The organism is Lentzea alba (assembly GCF_047445655.1).
Lineage (GTDB): Bacteria > Actinomycetota > Actinomycetes > Mycobacteriales > Pseudonocardiaceae > Lentzea > Lentzea alba_A.
In genome coordinates, this window is sequence record NZ_JAJAEG010000029.1 from 1 (window position 1) to 18,263 (window position 18,263).

Annotated in this window: 19 protein-coding genes; 11 read left to right on the forward strand and 8 right to left on the reverse strand. The window is 67.4% G+C overall.

Going from position 1 to position 18,263, the window contains the following annotated elements; translation table 11 throughout:
* The coding region (locus tag LFM09_RS37345; protein WP_414101329.1) for a transposase at positions 1–375 on the forward strand (375 nt) is incomplete at its 5' end.
* Positions 376–409: 34 nt separating this feature from the next.
* Here the strand turns inward: LFM09_RS37345 and LFM09_RS37350 are convergent.
* Complete coding sequence (locus LFM09_RS37350) at positions 410–1,249, reverse strand: AsnC family protein (protein ID WP_414101330.1); 840 nt, start codon at positions 1,247–1,249, stop codon at positions 410–412.
* 170 nt (positions 1,250–1,419) lie between these two features.
* Between LFM09_RS37350 and dnaE the strand changes: the two genes are divergently transcribed.
* Complete coding sequence (gene dnaE / locus LFM09_RS37355) at positions 1,420–4,965, forward strand: DNA polymerase III subunit alpha (protein WP_414101331.1); 3,546 nt, start codon at positions 1,420–1,422, stop codon at positions 4,963–4,965.
* Here the strand turns inward: dnaE and LFM09_RS37360 are convergent.
* Both LFM09_RS37360 and LFM09_RS37365 read right to left on the reverse strand, forming a co-directional pair.
* Positions 4,962–6,569 carry an MOSC domain-containing protein gene (locus tag LFM09_RS37360; RefSeq protein ID WP_414101332.1) on the reverse strand — a complete coding sequence of 536 codons (1,608 nt, stop codon included), beginning with the start codon at positions 6,567–6,569 and terminating at the stop codon, positions 4,962–4,964. The genes dnaE and LFM09_RS37360 overlap by 4 nt on opposite strands.
* Positions 6,569–7,045: a CGNR zinc finger domain-containing protein gene (locus tag LFM09_RS37365; RefSeq protein ID WP_414101333.1), complete on the reverse strand. Its 477-nt coding sequence runs from the start codon at positions 7,043–7,045 to the stop codon at positions 6,569–6,571. The genes LFM09_RS37360 and LFM09_RS37365 overlap by 1 nt, the downstream gene beginning before the upstream one ends.
* An 84-nt stretch (positions 7,046–7,129) precedes the next feature.
* Between LFM09_RS37365 and LFM09_RS37370 the strand changes: the two genes are divergently transcribed.
* The 5 genes from LFM09_RS37370 (at position 7,130) to LFM09_RS37390 (ending at position 11,543) form a co-directional block, all read left to right on the forward strand.
* Positions 7,130–7,975, forward strand: a complete 846-nt coding sequence (locus LFM09_RS37370; protein WP_414101334.1) for a DUF427 domain-containing protein — start codon at positions 7,130–7,132, stop codon at positions 7,973–7,975.
* The gene (locus tag LFM09_RS37375) at positions 7,972–8,628 is read left to right on the forward strand and encodes an SDR family oxidoreductase (RefSeq protein WP_414101335.1); all 657 of its coding nucleotides are present in this window, start codon (positions 7,972–7,974) and stop codon (positions 8,626–8,628) included. The genes LFM09_RS37370 and LFM09_RS37375 overlap by 4 nt, the downstream gene beginning before the upstream one ends.
* Before the next feature lies 1 nt (position 8,629).
* Positions 8,630–9,034 (forward strand): VOC family protein, encoded by a 405-nt coding sequence (locus LFM09_RS37380; protein WP_414101336.1) that lies wholly within the window; start codon positions 8,630–8,632, stop codon positions 9,032–9,034.
* Positions 9,035–9,070: 36 nt separating this feature from the next.
* Positions 9,071–10,276, forward strand: coding sequence for a cytochrome P450 family protein (locus LFM09_RS37385; protein WP_414101337.1), 1,206 nt, complete (start codon positions 9,071–9,073; stop codon positions 10,274–10,276).
* Between the two features lie 64 nt (positions 10,277–10,340).
* Positions 10,341–11,543, forward strand: coding sequence for an adenosylmethionine--8-amino-7-oxononanoate transaminase (locus LFM09_RS37390; protein WP_414101451.1), 1,203 nt, complete (start codon positions 10,341–10,343; stop codon positions 11,541–11,543).
* On the opposite strand, the gene LFM09_RS37395 is transcribed toward LFM09_RS37390, so the two are convergent.
* A complete protein-coding gene (locus LFM09_RS37395) occupies positions 11,516–11,758 on the reverse strand; it encodes a glutaredoxin family protein (RefSeq protein WP_414101338.1) in 243 nt (80 codons plus the stop codon). The two genes, LFM09_RS37390 and LFM09_RS37395, sit on opposite strands and share 28 nt — an antisense overlap.
* 36 nt (positions 11,759–11,794) lie before the next feature.
* On the opposite strand from LFM09_RS37395, the gene bioD reads away from it, so the two are divergent.
* The 4 genes from bioD to LFM09_RS37415 all read left to right on the forward strand — a co-directional run bounded on the left by bioD (position 11,795) and on the right by LFM09_RS37415 (position 14,401).
* Entirely contained in the window at positions 11,795–12,514 is a 720-nt protein-coding gene (gene bioD, locus LFM09_RS37400) for a dethiobiotin synthase (RefSeq protein ID WP_414101339.1), read from the forward strand.
* A gap of 69 nt (positions 12,515–12,583) precedes the next feature.
* A complete protein-coding gene (bioB, locus tag LFM09_RS37405) occupies positions 12,584–13,600 on the forward strand; it encodes a biotin synthase BioB (RefSeq protein ID WP_414101340.1) in 1,017 nt (338 codons plus the stop codon).
* Positions 13,600–13,797: a hypothetical protein gene (locus LFM09_RS37410; protein WP_414101341.1), complete on the forward strand. Its 198-nt coding sequence runs from the start codon at positions 13,600–13,602 to the stop codon at positions 13,795–13,797. The genes bioB and LFM09_RS37410 overlap by 1 nt, the downstream gene beginning before the upstream one ends.
* Before the next feature lie 13 nt (positions 13,798–13,810).
* Positions 13,811–14,401, forward strand: a complete 591-nt coding sequence (locus LFM09_RS37415) for a DUF2567 domain-containing protein (RefSeq protein ID WP_414101342.1) — start codon at positions 13,811–13,813, stop codon at positions 14,399–14,401.
* A gap of 64 nt (positions 14,402–14,465) precedes the next feature.
* Here the strand turns inward: LFM09_RS37415 and LFM09_RS37420 are convergent, their stop codons facing one another.
* The 4 genes from LFM09_RS37420 to LFM09_RS37435 form a co-directional block, all read right to left on the reverse strand.
* Positions 14,466–15,188, reverse strand: coding sequence for a putative hydro-lyase (locus LFM09_RS37420; protein ID WP_414101343.1), 723 nt, complete (start codon positions 15,186–15,188; stop codon positions 14,466–14,468).
* Positions 15,185–16,429 (reverse strand): MFS transporter, encoded by a 1,245-nt coding sequence (locus LFM09_RS37425; protein WP_414101344.1) that lies wholly within the window; start codon positions 16,427–16,429, stop codon positions 15,185–15,187. Before LFM09_RS37425 ends, LFM09_RS37420 begins: the two co-directional genes overlap by 4 nt.
* 443 nt (positions 16,430–16,872) lie before the next feature.
* The gene (locus tag LFM09_RS37430; protein ID WP_414101345.1) at positions 16,873–17,553 is read right to left on the reverse strand and encodes an LON peptidase substrate-binding domain-containing protein; all 681 of its coding nucleotides are present in this window, start codon (positions 17,551–17,553) and stop codon (positions 16,873–16,875) included.
* Between the two features lie 10 nt (positions 17,554–17,563).
* Positions 17,564–18,259, reverse strand: a complete 696-nt coding sequence (locus tag LFM09_RS37435; RefSeq protein ID WP_414101346.1) for an NUDIX hydrolase — start codon at positions 18,257–18,259, stop codon at positions 17,564–17,566.
* Positions 18,260–18,263: the final 4 nt, after the last annotated feature.

The following is an 18,263-nucleotide window of genomic DNA, read 5'->3' on the forward strand; positions in this document are numbered from 1 at the left end:
GGTGCTCGGGTGCTCGCCGAGTTCGGAGACGACCACGCCCGCTACACCAGCGCGAAAGCCCGCAAGAACGTCGCCGGCACCAGCCCACTCACAATCCGGTCGGGCAAGAAGACAACCGTGCGGACCCGCTACGTCCACAACGACCGGCTCGTCGACGCGCTGATGATGCAGGCCTTCGTCGCACTGCGCACCTCACCCGGCGCCCGCGCCTACTACGACCGGCAACGCGCCCGCGGCCTCGGCCACAACACGGCCTTACGCCAACTCGCCAACCGCCTCGTCGGAATCCTGCACGGCTGCCTCAAAACCCGCACCACCTACAACGAAACAACCGCCTGGGCACACCACACCAACATCAACACCACCGCCGCTTGACATCCCCAGCAACTGGGATGTCTTCGCCATCGCGTCAGTCTTCGACGGTCCAGACCAAGGTGTTCAGGTCTACCTCTGGGCGGACGCTCCAGCGGACCTGGATGATCTCGGTGTTCTCCGGCAGCACGAAGACTGAGTGGCCACCGGCCGTTTCGCCTGGCTGCACCCCCAGCTTGTGCGCTGGGCGGGAGGACAGGGATACCGGCGCCTTGGTCACGGTCTCGCCGGTCTTGGTCACCAGGACCAGGTACATGTCCGGCAGCGAGGTGTAAGGAACCTGCGAGGTGTTGGTCACCTCGGTGTGCACGACCACGGACCGTTCGCCCTCGGCGAGTTTGTAGCCCGCTGCGGTGAACAGGAAGTCGGCCGGGTCGACCACCTCGACGAGTTGGATCGAGAGGTGGGCGCCTTCGAGGCTGTCGGCTTCCAGGGCGGAGCCGATTTTGCCGGTGCGGGAGACCGGGCGTGGCTGTGGCTGGTCCGCGCGCACCCAGCCGGCCGTCTGGGGTGGGCCCCAGGTTGCTTGAGGCTGGGCCGGGAAGGGTTGGCTGGTCGGGTTTTGTGGCGCGTAGGGGACCTGGTGCGGGCCGCTCACGTGGTGGGGGCCGCTTTGGTGCACCGCGTAGGAGCCGCTGGGAGGTGGGCCCATGTAGTTGCCGTAGGCGGCGGCGTTTGCGAGGGCTCGGCGGAGGCCGTTGGGGTCGCACTCGACGCCGACCAAGAGGGGGAGGCCGCTGCCTGAGAGAGTGATCAGGCGCATCGCGCATTCGCGGGGGTCCATGCCCAGGCGTTGGGCGATCTCGTGCACGGCTGCTCGGCCTGACTCTGCCAGGACGGCTAGCAGGCGGGCGTCTACGGGATCGGGGGCCACCACGCGTTGAACGCTACCTGCCGCTTGAGATCTTCGCGTCACCGCATGGGGGGTTGGAGATCACGGCGACAGACCCCGGGTCGCTGACCGTCGTGCGCCCCGCGTCGGGATAGGGTTGGCGGATCCGGATTCGCGTCCTTCCCCACGCGTCCGTTCGATCTCCTGGAGGTACGGTGTCGGACTCGTTTGTGCATCTGCACGTGCACACCGAGTACTCGATGCTCGACGGTGCGGCGAAGCTCAAGGACATGTTCGCCGAGTGCGAGCGCATGGGTATGCCTGCTGCGGCGATCACTGACCACGGCAACATGTACGGCGCCTACGACTTCTTCAAGCAGGCGCAGGGTGCCGGGGTCAAGCCGATCATCGGCATCGAGGCGTACATGGCGCCGGAGTCGCGGTTCAACAAGAAGCGCGTGCTCTGGGGTGATCCTGGGCAGAAGGCCGACGACGTGTCCGCGTCGGGTGCGTATACGCACCAGACGATCTGGGCGGCGAACGTCGACGGGCTGCACAACCTCATGAAGCTGTCGAGCTTGGCCTCGACGGAGGGGCAGCTGGGCAAGTGGCCTCGGATGGACGCGGAGCTCATCGCGCAGCACTCGAAGGGGCTGATCGCGACCACCGGGTGTCCGTCGGGTGAGGTGCAGACGCGGTTGCGTCTGGGGCACGAGAAGGAAGCGCTCGAAGCCGCTGCCAAGTGGCAGGAGATCTACGGCAAAGAGAACTTCTACATGGAGATCATGGACCACGGCATCGAGATCGAGAGCCGGGTCCGGGGCGGGTTGCTGGAGATCCAGAAGAAGCTGGACATCCCGTTCGTCGTCACGAACGACTCGCACTACACGTTCCCCACGGACAAGGACACGCACGAGGCCCTGCTGTGCATCCAGACCGGTAAGACGCTGCAGGACCCGACTCGCTTCAAGTTCGACGGCGAGGGGTACTACCTGAAGTCGCCGGACGAGATGCGCGCGGTCGACTCCAGTGACGCCTGGCAGGAGGGGTGCCGCAACACCCTCGTGATCGCCGAGAAGGTCGACACGACCGGGATGTTCGCGTTCAAGAACCTCATGCCGCGGTACCCGGTGCCCGACGGGCTGACCGAGGACCAGTACTTCCGCGACGAGGTCTGGCGCGGCATGCACCGGCGGTTCCCGAACGGGGTCGACGAGGAGCACACCAAGCAGGTCGAGTTCGAGATCGGCGTCATCCTGCAGATGGGGTTCCCGTCGTACTTCCTCGTCGTCGCGGACTTCATCAACTGGGCCAAGGCGAACGGCATCCGCGTCGGGCCCGGCCGTGGTTCGGCCGCCGGCGCGTTGATCGCGTACGCGCTGGGCATCACGGACCTCGACCCGTTGCCGCACGGCCTGATCTTCGAGCGGTTCCTGAACCCGGACCGCGTCTCGCCGCCTGACATCGACATCGACTTCGACGAGCGTCGGCGCGGTGACGTCATCCGGTACGTGACGGAGAAGTGGGGCAAGGAGAACGTCGCCCAGGTCATCACGTTCGGCACCATCAAGGCCAAGGCGGCCATCAAGGACTCGGCGCGAGTTCTGTACGGCCAGCCCGGCTACGCGGTCGCCGACCGGATCTCCAAGGCGATGCCGCCCGCCGTGATGGGCAAGGACATCCCGCTCTCGGGCATCTTCGACTCGTCGCACAAGCGGTACAACGAGGCCACCGAGGTGCGCGGCCTCTACGACACCGACCCGCAGGTCAAGGAGATCATCGACGCCGGGCGCGGGCTCGAGGGCCTGATCCGCAACGCCGGTGTGCACGCCTGTGCGGTCATCATGTCCTCGGAGCCGCTGACCGACCACATCCCGGTCTGGATGCGCCCGCAGGACGGGTCGATCATCACGCAGTTCGACTACCCGACGTGCGAGACGCTCGGCCTGCTGAAGATGGACTTCCTGGGTCTGTCGAACCTCACGACCATCGACGACTGCCTGCGCAACATCGAGCTCAACGGCAAGGGCAAGATCGACATCACCGACGGCAACCAGGTGCCGTTGAACGACAAGAAGACCTATGAACTGCTGGGCCGCGGCGACACGCTGGGCGTGTTCCAGCTCGACGGTTCGGCACTGCGCGACCTGCTGCGGTTGATGAAGCCGGACAACTTCGAAGACGTCTCGGCCGTCATCGCCCTGTACCGGCCCGGTCCGATGGGCGCGAACTCGCACATCAACTACGCGCTGCGCAAGAACAAGCAGCAGGAGATCACGCCGATCCACGAGGAGTTCGTGGAGTCGCTCGCGGAGATCCTGGACACGACCTACGGCCTGATCGTCTACCAGGAGCAGGTCATGGCGATCGCGCGGAAGGTCGCGGGCTACACGCTGGCCCAAGCGGACCTGCTCCGCCGCGCGATGGGCAAGAAGAAGAAGGAGATCCTCGACAAGGAGTTCGAGGGCTTCGAGAAGGGCATGATCGACCAGGGCTACTCCAAGCCCGCGATCAAGACCCTGTGGGACATCCTCGTCCCGTTCGCCGACTACGCGTTCAACAAGGCGCACTCCGCCACCTACGGCGTCATCGCGTACTGGACCGCGTACCTCAAGGCGAACTACCCGGCCGAGTACATGGCCGCGCTGCTCACCACGAACTCCGACAACAAGGACAAGTCGGCGATCTACCTCGCCGAGTGCCGGCGCATGGGCATCACGGTGCTCCCGCCGGACGTCAACGAGTCCGAGCGCGAGTTCGCCCCGGTCGGCAAGGACATCCGCTTCGGTCTAGGCGCGATCCGCAACGTCGGCGCGAACGTCGTCGACTCGATCATCAAGGCGCGCAAGGAGAAGGGGAAGTTCGTCGACTTCTCCGACTTCCTGCGCAAGATCGACGCCACGGCCTGCAACAAGAAGGTCGTCGAATCGCTGATCAAGGCCGGCGCGTTCGACTCGCTCGGCCACCCGCGCAAGGGCCTGCACATGGTCCACGTGGACGCGGTCGACGCCGTGATGATCACCAAGAAGGAAGAGGCCAAGGGCCAGTTCGACCTCTTCGGCGGCGGTGACGCGGCGGACGAGGACATCGCGGGCGTGTTCGACGTCAAGATCCCGGCGGAGAACTGGGAGTCCAAGCACCAGCTCGCCCTCGAACGGGAGATGCTCGGCCTCTACGTCTCCGGCCACCCGCTGAACGGCGTCGAGCACGTCCTGGAGTCCTACTCCGACGCCTCGATCGCGCGGATCCTGGAAGGCGACGTCGCGGACGGCACCCAGGTCACCATCGGCGGCATCCTCGCCTCGGTGATGCGCCGGGTGAACAAGAACGGCGAGTCGTGGGCCTCGGCCCAGCTCGAGGACCTCGCCGGTGGCATCGAGGTGCTGTTCTTCCCGAAGAGCTTCATGGTCCACGGCATGTCGGTCGTCGAGGACGCGATCGTGCTGGTCAAGGCCCGCGTGGCCAAGCGCGACGACCGCATCTCGCTGATCGCGAACGACCTGGTGGTGCCGGACCTGAGCGAGATCGGGTCGCGGGCGTTGCGGCTCAAGATGCCTGCGACCAAGTGCCGGTCGGAGATCGTCACGCAGCTCAAGGAAGTGCTGCGCAACCATCCCGGCTCGACCGAGGTGCACCTCAACCTGATCATCAACGCCTCGCGCAACACCGTGCTGAAGCTGGACGACGCGCTGCGGGTCGCGCCCACGCCGTCGTTGATGGGTGACCTGAAGGCCCTGCTCGGGCCGGGCTGCCTCGGTTAGAGGTCGAGGACGAGGTCGGTTTCGGGCCGCGCGCAGCAGATCAGCGCGTTGCCCGGAGCCGCCGGTTCCAACGGGTCCGGGTCGTTCCTGATGCTGCCGGACAGCACCGGCGTGATGCAGGTGTGGCAGGCGCCGGCGCGGCACGACCAGCGGGTCGGGACGTCGCACGCTTCGGCCAGATCGAGCACGCTCGTGTCACCGTCGCGCCACGCGACGGTGAGGCCGCTGCGGGCGAACGTGATCTTCGGGCCGGTTCCGGTGGGGCCGGAAGGCTGGTGCGGCGCAACGGTTGTGGCGTCGGTGAGGCCAGGGTTGATCGGCGGGCGAGTGCCGAACAGTTCGCTGTGGATGCGGGCCGAGTCCATGCCGAGGTCGACGAGCGCGTCGCGCATGTCGGCCATGAAAGTGCTGGGGCCGCAGAGGTAGGCGGTCGCGTTGGCGGGTAGTCCGGTGAGGTTCGCGCGGGTCAGGCGGCCGTGGTCCGAGTAGTGGACCTGCAGGTGGTCAGGGCCCAGCCGTTGTACTTCGGACGCGAAGGCGTGGTCGGTCGAGCGGGTGGTGTGCAGCCACCAGACCTCGCGGCCGCTTCCCTTCAACGCGTGCAACATCGCCAGCACCGGGGTGGCGCCGACGCCGGCCGACAGCAGGATCACGGGTTCGTCGCCCGGCTCCAGGACGAAATCTCCTCGTGGCGCTGCGACGTCGAGCGTGTCGCCGACCTGCAGTTTTGAGTGCAAGTAAGTGCTCACCACCCCGTCGCGTTTGACGCTGATCCGGTACGACCCGGACGAGAGCGAGTAACTGCGCACGCCGACGCCAGGAACGCGCACGGTGACGTACTGGCCGGGGATCGCGCGGCGTAGATCGTCACCGACCAGGTGGAACGACGTCACGGTCGGGCTCTCCGGCACGATCGCCGTGACCCGCAACGGCCGGAAGCCTTGCCACCCGGTCGTTTCCTCGGGTTCGGCGTTGAGCAGGTCGTGGAACGACCCCTGCCAGCCGGGGCTCAGCGCCGGGATGTCCACGGCCTTGCGGAGGCTCTCCGGGTCCTTGCCCGGCAGGTACAGCAACGCGTCGATCGTCGCCACGCTCATCCGGTGCCGGCCGACGTGGGTGCGCACGATCTCGTCGCCTGCCTGGACTTCGCCCTCGGTCAGCACGCGCAGGTAGAAGCCGGGGCGGCCGTGCGCGACCATCAGCGACGGCATCCGCGGTTCGCCGAGCCGCATGCCGACGCGGTAGCACGTGACGCGCGGTTGCGTGACCTCGAACTCGGCCTCGCCGATGCGGAACCGGTCGCCGATGTGCACCTCGGTGTCGGCCAGGCCTTCGACGGTGAAGTTCTCCCCGAACTGGCCGTACTCGAACTCGCGCCCCAGCTCGGACCGCCAGTGTTCGTACGATTCCCGTTGGTACACCAGGACAGCGCGGTTCTCGCCGCCGTGCCCGCCGAGATCGCCCTGGCCGTCGCCGTCGATGTTCAACCGCCGCACCATCAGCGGCCCGTCGACGGGCTGCTTGAAGATTCCGGTGTGGACGGTCTTCCCGTGCCAGGAGACGTCCTCGGGCAGGCCGACGTTCAACGACAGCAGCCGCGCCATCACTGGCCGCCGCGCGTGCGCTGGTAGTGGCGCCGGGCCTTCATCCGGTTGCCGCAGACCGCCATCGAGCACCAGCGGGCGCTGTTCGGCTTGCTGTGGTCGATCAGGAACAGCCGGCACTCGTCGTTGGCGCACGGCCGCAGCCGGCCAGGGCTCGACACCCGCAACGCGTCCCACGCGAGCACGGCCCGTGCTGCTGCTGAACGGCCCGCAGGCAGGTCGAGGTGCCACGTGACACCCGCGCTGTCGACTCCGGCCACCTGCCGGACGCCCTCCACGAACGGCGCCAGCGACGAAGGCTCGCCCCCTCGCACGACGGCCTGCAACGCGTCGCGCGCCGATACCAGAGCGCGCAGTTCGTCTTCGGAAACATGCTGGTCGTGGGCGGCGAGCCACTCCAGGCCCAGCTCGTCGCGCGGCACGCCGTCGATGACCGGCGTCGTGTTCAGCAGGTCCAGCAGCAGACCCTCGGTCATCCCTAACCTCCAAAGTTGCCCTTGACAGGTTATAGGACGGTCTGTCTAACTGGCAACGGCAATTTAAAGGGTTAGGAGAACGTCATGGGTCTGTCGTGGCAGCAAGGACCGCTGGGTGCGAAGGCAGTGGGGCAGTTCCTCACCCCGGAGCCGTTGCCGGAGCGCCTGTTGTTCGTCGAACCGCTGCGCCGCCGCATGCGCGTGAAGCTCGGCGAGGAGTGGGTCGCGGACAGCGAGGACGTCGTGCTGCTGCACGAGCCAGGCCGCTACCCGGTCGCGTACTTCCCGCGAGAGGACGTCACGGGCCTCGAAGAAGAGACGCGCACGACGAACCACCGCGACTTGGGCGCGACCGAGTGGTTCGCGGTGCGGGCGGCGAAGCATGCGGCGTGGCAGCACGTCGACCTGCCGGAGCACGCGAAGGTGCTGCAGGGCCGGGTGGCTTTCGCCTGGCGTGCAATGGATGCGTTCTACGAGGAGGACGAGCGCATCGTCGGGCACGCGGCGGACCCGTACCACCGCGTCGACATCCGGCGGACCTCGAGGCATCTCGTGGTCCGCGACGGCGACCGGGTCGTCGCCGATACGAAAAGGCCGTTGGTGCTCTACGAATCGGGCTTCGCACCGCGCTGGTACGTGCCCCGCGAGGACATCGACACCGCGGCGCTGACCCACGTCGAAGGCGAGACCTTCTGTCCCTACAAGGGTTTGGCGAGCTACTACGACATCGGCGAACGCAAGCGCGCTGCCTGGTCCTATCCGGAGGCGTGGACCGAAAGCGCCCAGATCTCGGACTGGGTCTCGTTCGAACCGGACCTCGTCGACGTGTACCTCGACGGCCGCAAGCTCGCCCTCGAACCCGGCCAATCCGTTGTGGCGCACGGCATCGACCGCGGACTCACCCCTGAAGAGGTCAAGGAACAGCGATGAAGGTGTTGGTCATCGGACGTGACAGCGGCATCGCCGGCGCGGTGGCCGCGAAGGTGCGCGAGGCCGGCGGCACCGTCGTGCTGGCCGGGCGCAACCAGGACGAGCAGGTCGACCTGACCGACAAGAGCAGCATCGCCGCGCTCGCCGAACGGCTCGGCAGCGTCGATCACGTCGTGTCGACCGCGTCGGCGAGAGCACGTGGCACATCAGCAGATCTGAGCCTCGATGCCGTGCGCGCGTCGTTCGACGTCAAGGTCCTCGGCGCGATCCTGCTGGCCAGGCACTTCGCACCGCGCATGTCCAAGAACGGCTCGTTCGTCTTCTTGTCCGGTGCGTCCGCGCGCAAGGTGATGCCGGGCATGCTCGCGGTCGGCGCCACCAACGCCGCCCTCGACGCGGTCGTCAAGGGGCTCGCGGTCGAGCTCGCGCCGATCCGGGTCAACGCGGTCTCGCCCGGCACGATCGACACCGGCGCCTACGACGCCCTGGGTGACGAGAAGAAGGCCGCGTTGTTCGCCGCACGTCAGGCCACCAGTCCGGCCGGTCGTGTGGGGCAGGCCGAAGAGATCGCCGACGCGGTGCTGTTCGCGCTCACCAACACGTTCATGACGGGCGTCTCGCTGAGCGTCGACGGCGGCGAGGTGCTGGTCTGACATGGACTACCGCATCGAGGTGATCGGCCTGCCCGTCCGCGACGTCGACAGGGCCATCACCTTCTACACGAAGATGGCCGGATTCGAGCTGGATGTCGACTATCGGCCCAATGACCACTTCCGCGTCGTCCAGCTCACCCCGCCGGGATCGGGCTGCTCCATCCAGTTCGGCGCGGGCGTCGGCAACTACCTGGTGGTGAGCGACATCGAGGCCGCGCACCGCGACCTCGCCGCGCGTGGCGTGAGGGTAGGACCGTTGCGGCACAAGGCGGGCATGCCGGACTGGCAGGGGGAGTTCGTCCCGGGAAGAGACCCGGCGCGGCGCAACTACGCCAGCTTCTTCGACTTCGAAGACCCGGACGGCAACACGTGGACGGTCCAAGAGCGAGGATCGCTCAAGAAATAGTGGCGAGCGATGAGTTAACGGGGTTAACTGGGTGAGGTGACGACACTCACCCAGTTGCCCGCCGACTACGTCCAGAACCCGCACGAAGTGCACGACATGTTGCGTGCCGAGGGGCCCGTGCAGGAAGTCCACATGCCGCGTGGGCTCAAGGTCTGGCTCGTGACTCGTTACGACGAGGCGAAGATCGCCCTCACCGACCCCCGGATCAGCAAGAACGTGATCGAGGGCGGCCACCTGTTCGACGTGCACGCGCCGGCCAACGCGGGACGCCGCGACTTCAACCAGGCGCTGTCCGTCCACATGCTCAACATGGACGCGCCCGGCCACACCCGGCTGCGCAAGCTCGTGAACAAGGCCTTCACCGCGCGCCGGATCGAGCTGATGCGGCCTCGCATCAACGAGATCGCGGCCGAGCTGATCGCGAAGCTGAACGACGGCGACGAGGTCGACCTGCTGGAGGCGTTCGCCTTCCCGTTGCCGATCACGGTGATCTGCGAGCTGCTCGGCATCCCGATCGACAACCGCGACGAGTTCCGCGAGTGGTCGAACACGTTGCTGTCGTTCGGTTCCAACGAGGACATCGTGCGCGCGTCGGGTGCGATGGCGGCGTTCCTCCACGCCCACGTGGAAAAGGTCGCGGCGGAGGAACCGGACGACACGTTCTTCTCCGCGCTGGTCCACGCCGACGACTCGGGTGACCGGTTGAACACCCAGGAGCTCGTGTCGATGGCGTTCCTGCTGCTCGTGGCGGGCCACGAGACGACGGTGAACCTCATCGGCAACGCGGTGCTTTCGTTGCTGCGCAACCCGGACCAGCTGGAGATCCTGAAGGACCGCCCGGAGCTGATCCCGGCCAGCGGCGAGGAGTTCCTGCGGCTGGAGGGCCCGGTCAACATCGCGACCTTCCGCTACACCAAGGAACCCATCGAGCTCGGCGGCGTCACGATCCCCGAGAACGAGATCATCATGGTGTCGCTCGTCGCGGCGAACCGGGACCCGGAGCGGTACGAGAACGCCGACCAGCTCGACGTCACGCGGTCGGCGCAGGGGCACGTGGCGTTCGGGCACGGCATCCACTTCTGCCTGGGCGCGCCGCTGGCCCGGCTGGAGTTCGACGTGGCGCTGACGCAGCTGCTGGCGCGGTTCCCGAAGCTGCAGCTCGCCGCCGAGCCGGAGACGTTGGTGTGGCGGGACAGCACGTTGATCCGCGGTCTGCACACGCTTCCGGTTCGCCTCGCCTAATGTTCGGCGGGTGGACGACCTGCTGAAGCTCGACCAGGCACACGTCTGGCACCCGTACGGCCCGATGCCGGGCACCCAGGAGCCGTTGCTCGTCTCGGAGGCCTCGGGTGTCCGGCTCACGCTTGCCGACGGCCGGGAGCTCGTGGACGGCATGTCGTCCTGGTGGGCGGCCATCCACGGCTATCGGCACCCGGTGCTGGACGCGGCCGTCACCTCGCAGCTCGGGAGGATGAGCCACGTGATGTTCGGCGGGCTCACGCACGAGCCCGCCATCCGGCTCTCCGCGAAGCTCGTCGAGATCTCGCCCGCGGAGCTGCAGCACGTGTTCCTCTGCGACTCCGGCTCGGTGTCGGTCGAGGTCGCGGTGAAGATGTGCCTGCAGTACTGGCGCTCGCAGCACCGGCCCGAGAAGCACCGGCTGCTGACCTGGCGCGGCGGCTACCACGGCGACACGTTCAACCCGATGTCCGTGTGCGATCCCGCGGGCGGGATGCATTCGCTGTGGCGTGGAATTCTGCCTGAGCAGGTGTTCGCCGACGCGCCGCCGACGGAGATGGACACCGCGTACGTCCAGCACCTTTCGGATCTGATCGAGGAGCACGCTCACGAGCTCGCGGCGATCATCGTCGAGCCGGTGGTGCAGGGTGCGGGCGGTATGCGGTTCCACGACCCGCGGTACCTGCACGTGCTGCGTGAGCTTGCGTACACACACGACGTGCTGCTGGTGTTCGACGAGATCGCCACGGGATTCGGGCGCACGGGCGAGTTGTTCGCCGCTGATCATGCGAACGTCAGCCCGGACGTGATGTGCGTCGGCAAGTCGCTGACCGGCGGTTACCTGTCGATGGCGGCGACCTTGTGCACGTCACGGGTGGCGGACGGGATCAGCAAGGGCGAGGTGCCGATCCTCGCGCACGGGCCGACGTTCATGGGCAACCCGCTCGCGTCGGCGGTGTCGCTGGCGTCGATCGACCTGCTGCTGTCCCAGGACTGGAAACGTGAGGTCGCCCGGATCGAGGCTGGGTTGACTGCGGGACTCGCGCCCGCACGCGCGTTGCCCGGTGTTCGGGACGTGCGCGTGCTGGGCGCTATCGGCGTTGTGCAGCTGGATCAGCCCGTGGACATGGCACGAGCCACCAAAGCGGCGGTTGACGCGGGCGTGTGGCTGCGGCCGTTCCGCGACCTGATCTACACGATGCCGCCGTTCATTTCCTCTGATGACGACGTCGCGACGATCTGTCAGGGCGTGATCGCGGCGGCGAGCTGAGTGTCGGTCGGTTCGACCAGGAAGTCGCCGTTCGGGAGCACGACGACGGGGATCTGCTTGCGGCCGGAGATCTCGATCGCCCGGTCGCGCGCTTCGTCGTCGTTCTCGACGTCGACGTAGGTGAACGGCACGTTGTTGCGGGTCAGCCACGACTTGGCCCGGCGGCAGTCACCACACCACTCGGCGCCGTACATCACGATCGGTTGTTCACCCATGCTGTCACGGTATGTCACGTCCTAAGGTGAGTGCCTGTGAGCGTGCTGGTGATCACCGGAACTGGGACCGAGGTCGGCAAGACTGCCGTCACCGCGGGCATCGCGGCGCTGGCCAGGGCAGAAGGCAGACGGGTCGCGGTGCTCAAGCCCGCGCAGACCGGCCTGCTGCCCGGCGAGCCGGGCGATGTGGCCGAGGTGGCGCGGCTGGCTGGCGACGTGACCACTCGTGAGCTGGCCAGATACCCCGATCCGCTGGCGCCCGACACCGCGGCGCGACGGGCTGGGATGGCCACCGTGCACCCCGCGGACGTCGCCGCCGCGGTGACGGAGCTCGACGCCACGCACGACCTGGTGCTGGTCGAGGGTGCGGGCGGGCTGCTGGTGCGGTTCGACGAGAGCGGCTCGACCCTGGCCGACATCGCGTGGGCGGTGAACGCGCCCGTGCTGATCGTGGCGCAGGCCGGGCTGGGGACGTTGAACACAACGGCGTTGACGGCCGAGGCGCTGCAACGGCGTGGCATCGAGTCGCTGGGCGTGGTGGTCGGCAGCTGGCCGTTGCACCCGGACCTCGCGTCGCTGACGAACCTGGCCGATCTGCCCGAAGCAGCGGGTGGCCCGCTGCTCGGCGCACTGCCTCAGGGTGTGACAAAGCTCGGTTCTGTGGATTTCCTGGCCGTCGCCAAGAGATCGTTTTCACCGTGGTTCGGCGGGGAGTTCGACCCGGAGACGTTCGCGGCTCAGTTCGCGGTCCAGTGACCTACGTCGCTCCACGATGAAGGATTCAGTGAGGCAGACTGCTCGCCAGGCCACAGAGGAGGAGACACCGTGACCGCAGCACCGGAACAGATCGACGTGCTCGACGAGGCTCGTGAGCAGGTGCTCGAACGAGGCGTCGGGCTCACCGAGGCTCAGGTGCTGAAGGTGCTGGAGCTCCCCGAGGACCGGATCCCCGAGCTGCTGGCGCTGGCGCACGAGGTCCGTGAGCGCTGGTGCGGCCCCGAGGTCGAGGTCGAGGGCATCGTCTCGCTGAAGACCGGCGGTTGCCCCGAGGACTGCCACTTCTGCTCGCAGTCGGGCCAGTTCCCGTCGCCCGTGCGTTCGGCGTGGCTGGACATCCCCGGCCTCGTTCGCGCTGCTCGCCAGACGCGGGACACCGGAGCGACCGAGTTCTGCATCGTCGCGGCCGTGCGCGGCCCGGACAAGCGGCTGCTCTCGCAGGTGCGTGACGGCATCAAGGCCATCCGCGAGGACGGCAACGACATCCAGATCGCCTGCTCGCTCGGCATGCTCACGCAGGAGCAGGTCGACGAGCTCGTGGCGATGGGCGTGCACCGCTACAACCACAACCTCGAGACGGCTCGCTCGCACTTCCCCGAGGTCGTGACCACGCACTCCTGGGAGGAGCGCTGGGACACGCTGCGGATGATCCGCGACGCCGGCATGGAGGTCTGCTGCGGCGGCATCATCGGCATGGGGGAGACGCTGGCGCAGCGCGCGGAGTTCGCCTCGCAGCTGGCCGAGCTGGAGCCGGACGAGGTTCCGTTGAACTTCCTCATCCCGAACCCCGGCACGCCGTACGAGAACTACCCGGTCGTCGAGGGCGCCGAGGCGTTGCGGACGGTCGGTGCGTTCCGGCTGGCGCTCCCGCGCACGATCCTGCGGTTCGCCGGTGGCCGTGAGCTGACGTTCGGCGACCTGGGCGCGAAGCAGGGCATGCTCGGCGGCATCAACGCGATCATCGTCGGCAACTACCTGACGAACCTCGGCCGCCCGGCGCAGCAGGACCTCGACATGCTGGAAGAGCTGTCGATGCCGATCAAGGCGCTGAGCCAGACTCTGTGATGATTACCGCTGTGTACTGCTCCTTCTGCGGCAAAGAGGAAGCCGGCGGCGACCACGAGTTCTGTCGCCGGCGGTTGTCGATGATCGATCCGCCGCGGTACTGCTCGGAATGCGCGCGCCGGATGGTCGTTCAGGTGACCCCGGACGGGTGGACGGCACGCTGCAGCCGCCACGGGGAGATCACTTCCTCACGGTAGTAACCTCTCGCGAATGGACGAGAAAGCAGCGCCGGTGCGCATCGAACCCGTGCCGGAGCCGCCGTACGTCTACCACTACATCCGGCCGCGGCCGAAGGTCGTGGTGAAACGGGATCTGCTGCCGGGCCTGGTGGTGCTGCTGACGACGTTCGCGTTCGGGCTGCCCGCCGCGTACCTGTGGTCGTGGCTGGCCCCGGCGCAGCTCAAGATCGTGTCGGCGCAGGACAACAAGTTCTACCCGATCGGGGTCGAGAGCTACCACCGGCTCGACGCGCTGATGGTGTTCGTGCTGATCGGTCTCGGTGCGGGTGCGATCACCGGCATCGCGGTGTGGCTGCTGCGCCAACGCCGTGGTCCGGTCGTGATGCTGGGGATGACGGCCGGCTCGCTCGCGGCGGCGTGGTTCGCGCAGTACCTCGGCGGATCGCTGGCCGCGGGTGCGTACCCGATGCCGGAGACGATCAAGCCGAACGACACCCTGCTCGTCGCGCCCACACTGGAGACGTGGTGGGGAATTCTGGCGTGGCCTCTCGCTGCTGCTCTGGCCTACGGCTGCTGCGCTGCGTGGAACGGCCTCGACGACCTGGGCCGCCGCCTCGGCTAAATGCCATGAGGGTGACCTTCATGAACCTCAGGTTCATGAAGGTCACCCTCATGGCATTTGTGGGCTACCCGACGCGGTAAGCGAAGTCGGGCATGTCGGTCACGAACATCTGACCCGGTGCGTGCGTGATCGCGAACGGCGGCTTGGACTTCATCAGCACCGCCTGCGGAGTCACGCCGCACGCCCAGAACACCGGCACGTCACCGGGTTCGGGTTCCACGGCGTCGCCGAAGTCCGGCTGGTGGATGTTCTCGATGCCGAGCATTCGCGGGTCGCCGGCGCCGACCGGAGCCCCGTGGACCGACGGCATCAGCGCCGTCACCTTGTGGGCGATGTCCACAAGGGACTCCGGAATCCAGCGCATCGACACGACCATCGGGCCGTGCAGCCTTCCGGCCGGGCGGCACTGGATGTCCGTGACGAACATGGCGACGTTCTTCTTCTGGTCGACGTGCCGCAGCGGTACGCCCGCGTTCTCCAGTGCCGTCTCGAACGTGAAGCTGCAGCCGATCAGGAACGTCACCAGGTCGTCGCGCCAGAAGTCGGTGGCGTCCTCGGGTTCTGCTACGAGTTCGCCGTGCTCCCAGATGCGGTAGCGCGGCGCGTGGGTGCGCACGTCCGCGTCCTGTTTGAGCGCGCTGACGGTCTCACCGGCGTCCAGCACGTCGAGCACCGGGCACGGTTTGGGGTTGCGGTGCGTGAAGAGGAGGAAGTCGTACGCCCAGTCCTTCGGGATGGCGATCAGGTTGGCCTGCGCCTGTCCCGGAGCCTTGCCCGCTGTCGTCATTCCAGCTCCTTGTTCACGGTCTCCGGCAGCCAGATCAGCGCGACGACCGCGATTCCGTAGGCCGCCGCCCCGAACAGCATCGCACCGCCCATGCCGAGCCGGTCGGCCATGAATCCGACGAGGCCGGGGAACACCGCGCCGAACGCGCGCCCGAGGTTGTACGTGAAGCCTTGTCCGGTGCCGCGCAGGTTCGTGGGGTAGAGCTCGGACAGGTAGCTGCCGAACCCGCTGAAGATGGCGGACATGCAGAACCCGAGCGGGAAGCCCAGGAACATCACCAACGTGTTGGCACCGTTGGGAATCTGCGTGTACGCGACGATCAGCAGCGCGCTGGCGGTCGCGAACAGCACGAAGGTCTTCTTGCGCCCCAGGTAGTCCGTGAGGTAGCCGCCGCAGACGTACCCGATCCACGCGCCGGTGATGAGGAACGCGAGGTACCCGCCGGTGCCGATGATGGTGAGGCCGCGGCTGGTCTGCAGGAACGTCGGCAGCCACGTCGCGAGCGTGTAGTACCCGCCCTGGACACCGGTGGCGAGCAGCGCCGCGAACAGCGTGGTCTTGAGAATCGGACCTTGGAAGATCTTCGGGAACGTGCCCTTCTGACTGCCCTGCGCCTTGGCCACCGGGGCGTCGTCGACGTTGCGGCGCACGTAGAAGATGAGGATCGCGGGCAGCGCGCCGGTCCAGAACATGATCCGCCACGACCACGCCGGGTCGGCGAGGCTCGCGACCAGAGTGTTGACGAGGACCGCGAGACCCCAGCCGACCGCCCACGCGCTCTGGATGAACGCCACCGTGCGGCCGCGGTACTTCGGCTTGCAGTACTCGGCCACGAGGATCGCGCCGGCCGCCCACTCGCCGCCGAAGCCCAGGCCCTGCAGGGCGCGGAAGACCAGCAGCGTCTCGTAGTTCGTCGCGAAACCGCACAGCACGGTGAAGAACGCGTACGCCGCGACTGTGATTATCAGCGTTTTGGAGCGGCCGAACCGGTCCGCCATCACGCCGGCGACGGCGCCGCCGATGGCGCTCATCAGCAGCGTTGACGTGCCCAGGAGGCCGGCCTCTGCCTTGGTGAGGCCGAAGTAGCCGGTGATCGCGACCAGGCTCAGCGGCAGGACCCAGTAGTCGTACGAGTCCAGCCCGTAGCCGCCGAACGCGCCTACGAACGCGCGCCTGCCCTTCTGGCCGAGACTGCGGAACCAGGCGAAACGGCCTGTGTCCTCGGTCGTGGTCGTGCTCATGGGACACCTCGCAGCGTGGTGGAGGGGTGCTTGAGTGTGACGCGGACCTCAGAGTAAGGATTGTTCAACAATCCCACAAGGCCACAATTCAACGATCCGGTTGCGGCGCGAGTGTGCCGGTGATGACAACGTTGTCACTTGTGCACGTTGACGCGCCAGGTCCATGTTGACGGGCCGTCGTACACATCGACATGCCCTGTCCACATCGACATGCCCTGTCCACGTTGACGGCCCGCCGTCCGTGTTGACCGCGCCTGTCCATGTCGACTGGGCCTTCGTACACGTTGACGCGCCCGTCCATGTTGACCGGGGCGCTGTGGACGTTGACGGGGTGCCGTCCATGTTGATTCGTGCTGGAGCGTCAACGTGTGTACATGACATGTTGACGACGAGGTTGACAGGTTGATTGGCATGTTGACTGGAATCAACATGTTGACCGGCCGTCAGTTCGGGTTCGGCACGTGTCCGAACTCGGTGAGCGGCACCGGCACGGCCTTCAACGCGCTGAGAATCCCGGTCTCCCGGTGCAACATCCGCCGAACCAGCCGCAACCGCCGAGCCGGCGAGGTCTCCTCCAGCAACCGCTGCCGATCCTCGACCGGCAGCAGGCAGTCGGCCGCCAGCAGGTACGACAACGCGCCCACCTCGACGTCGTCCGCGGGCGACGACCAGTCCTCGCGATGCCACGCGGCGCCGCAATACCGTTCGTGAGCCGCGCGAGCCCCGCGTTCGAGGATCGGCACGACCTCCAGCGCCGCCTCGGGCACCGGGGAGTCCTCGAGGTACTCGACCCGGCCGAGCAGGTACGGCGCGGTCGTCGAGTCGACGTCGAGCAGGCGGAAGCGGCGCACCCCGCGCGTGACGATGTCGAAGCGGCCCTCCGGCAGCGGGCGGGCGTCCAGCAGGTCCGCGGAGCAGCCGATGTCCTGCATCGAGCGGACGTTGTCGGCGCCGACCTCCCAGCCCTGTTTGATGCACACGACGCCGAAGGTGCGACCGAACAGCGAGTCGGTCATCAGGTCCACCACCAGCTGGCGGTAGCGCGGCTCGAAGATGTGCAGCGGCAAAGACGCCCCGGGCAACAGCACTGTGCCCAGGGGGAAGAGCGGAAGCGTCTCTGCCACGCGTGCCACGTTACGGGGTGCCACTCCCACCCGCCGGACGGCCGGATCCCGGCGGTCTCAACACGGCGAACGGGTCGGTGACTTTGATTCCCTTGGCGCTGAACCGGAAGAGGGCCGCGGGCCGGCCGCCGGACGGGCCGGGGGGAGCGGTGCCGCCCGTCGGTTCCAGCAGCAGTCGCCGTGAGAGCACCCGTTGCAGGTTCGTCGCGGAGACCCGGTAACCCAGCGCCGCGGAGTAGTGGTCGCGCAGCAGGGAGATCGTGAACTCCGGTGGGGCCAAAGCGAAACCGAGGTTCGTGTACGACAGCTTCGAGCCCAGCCGGTGCCGCGCTCGATGCACGATCGAGGAGTGGTCGAACGCCATCGGAGGGAGCGTGTCCACGCAGTGCCACGACGTGTCTGCCGGGACCTCCGGATCGACGTCCGAGGGGACCAGTCCGAGGAACGCCGTCGCCACCACACGGGGGCCCGGGACGCGATCGGGAGCGCTGAAGACGGCCAGCTGCTCGACGTGTGACAACTGTCGCACGTCGACTTTTTCCGCCAGCTGACGGCGGATGGAGGTCTCCACGTCCTCGCTCACCCGCAGCTCGCCACCCGGCAGCGACCAGCGGTGAGCATGCGGCTCCCGTGCGCGCTCCCACAGCATGACCTGGAGTGACGCACCTCTCACCCGCAGCACAGCTGCCAGAACTTCGTGTCCCACGCCC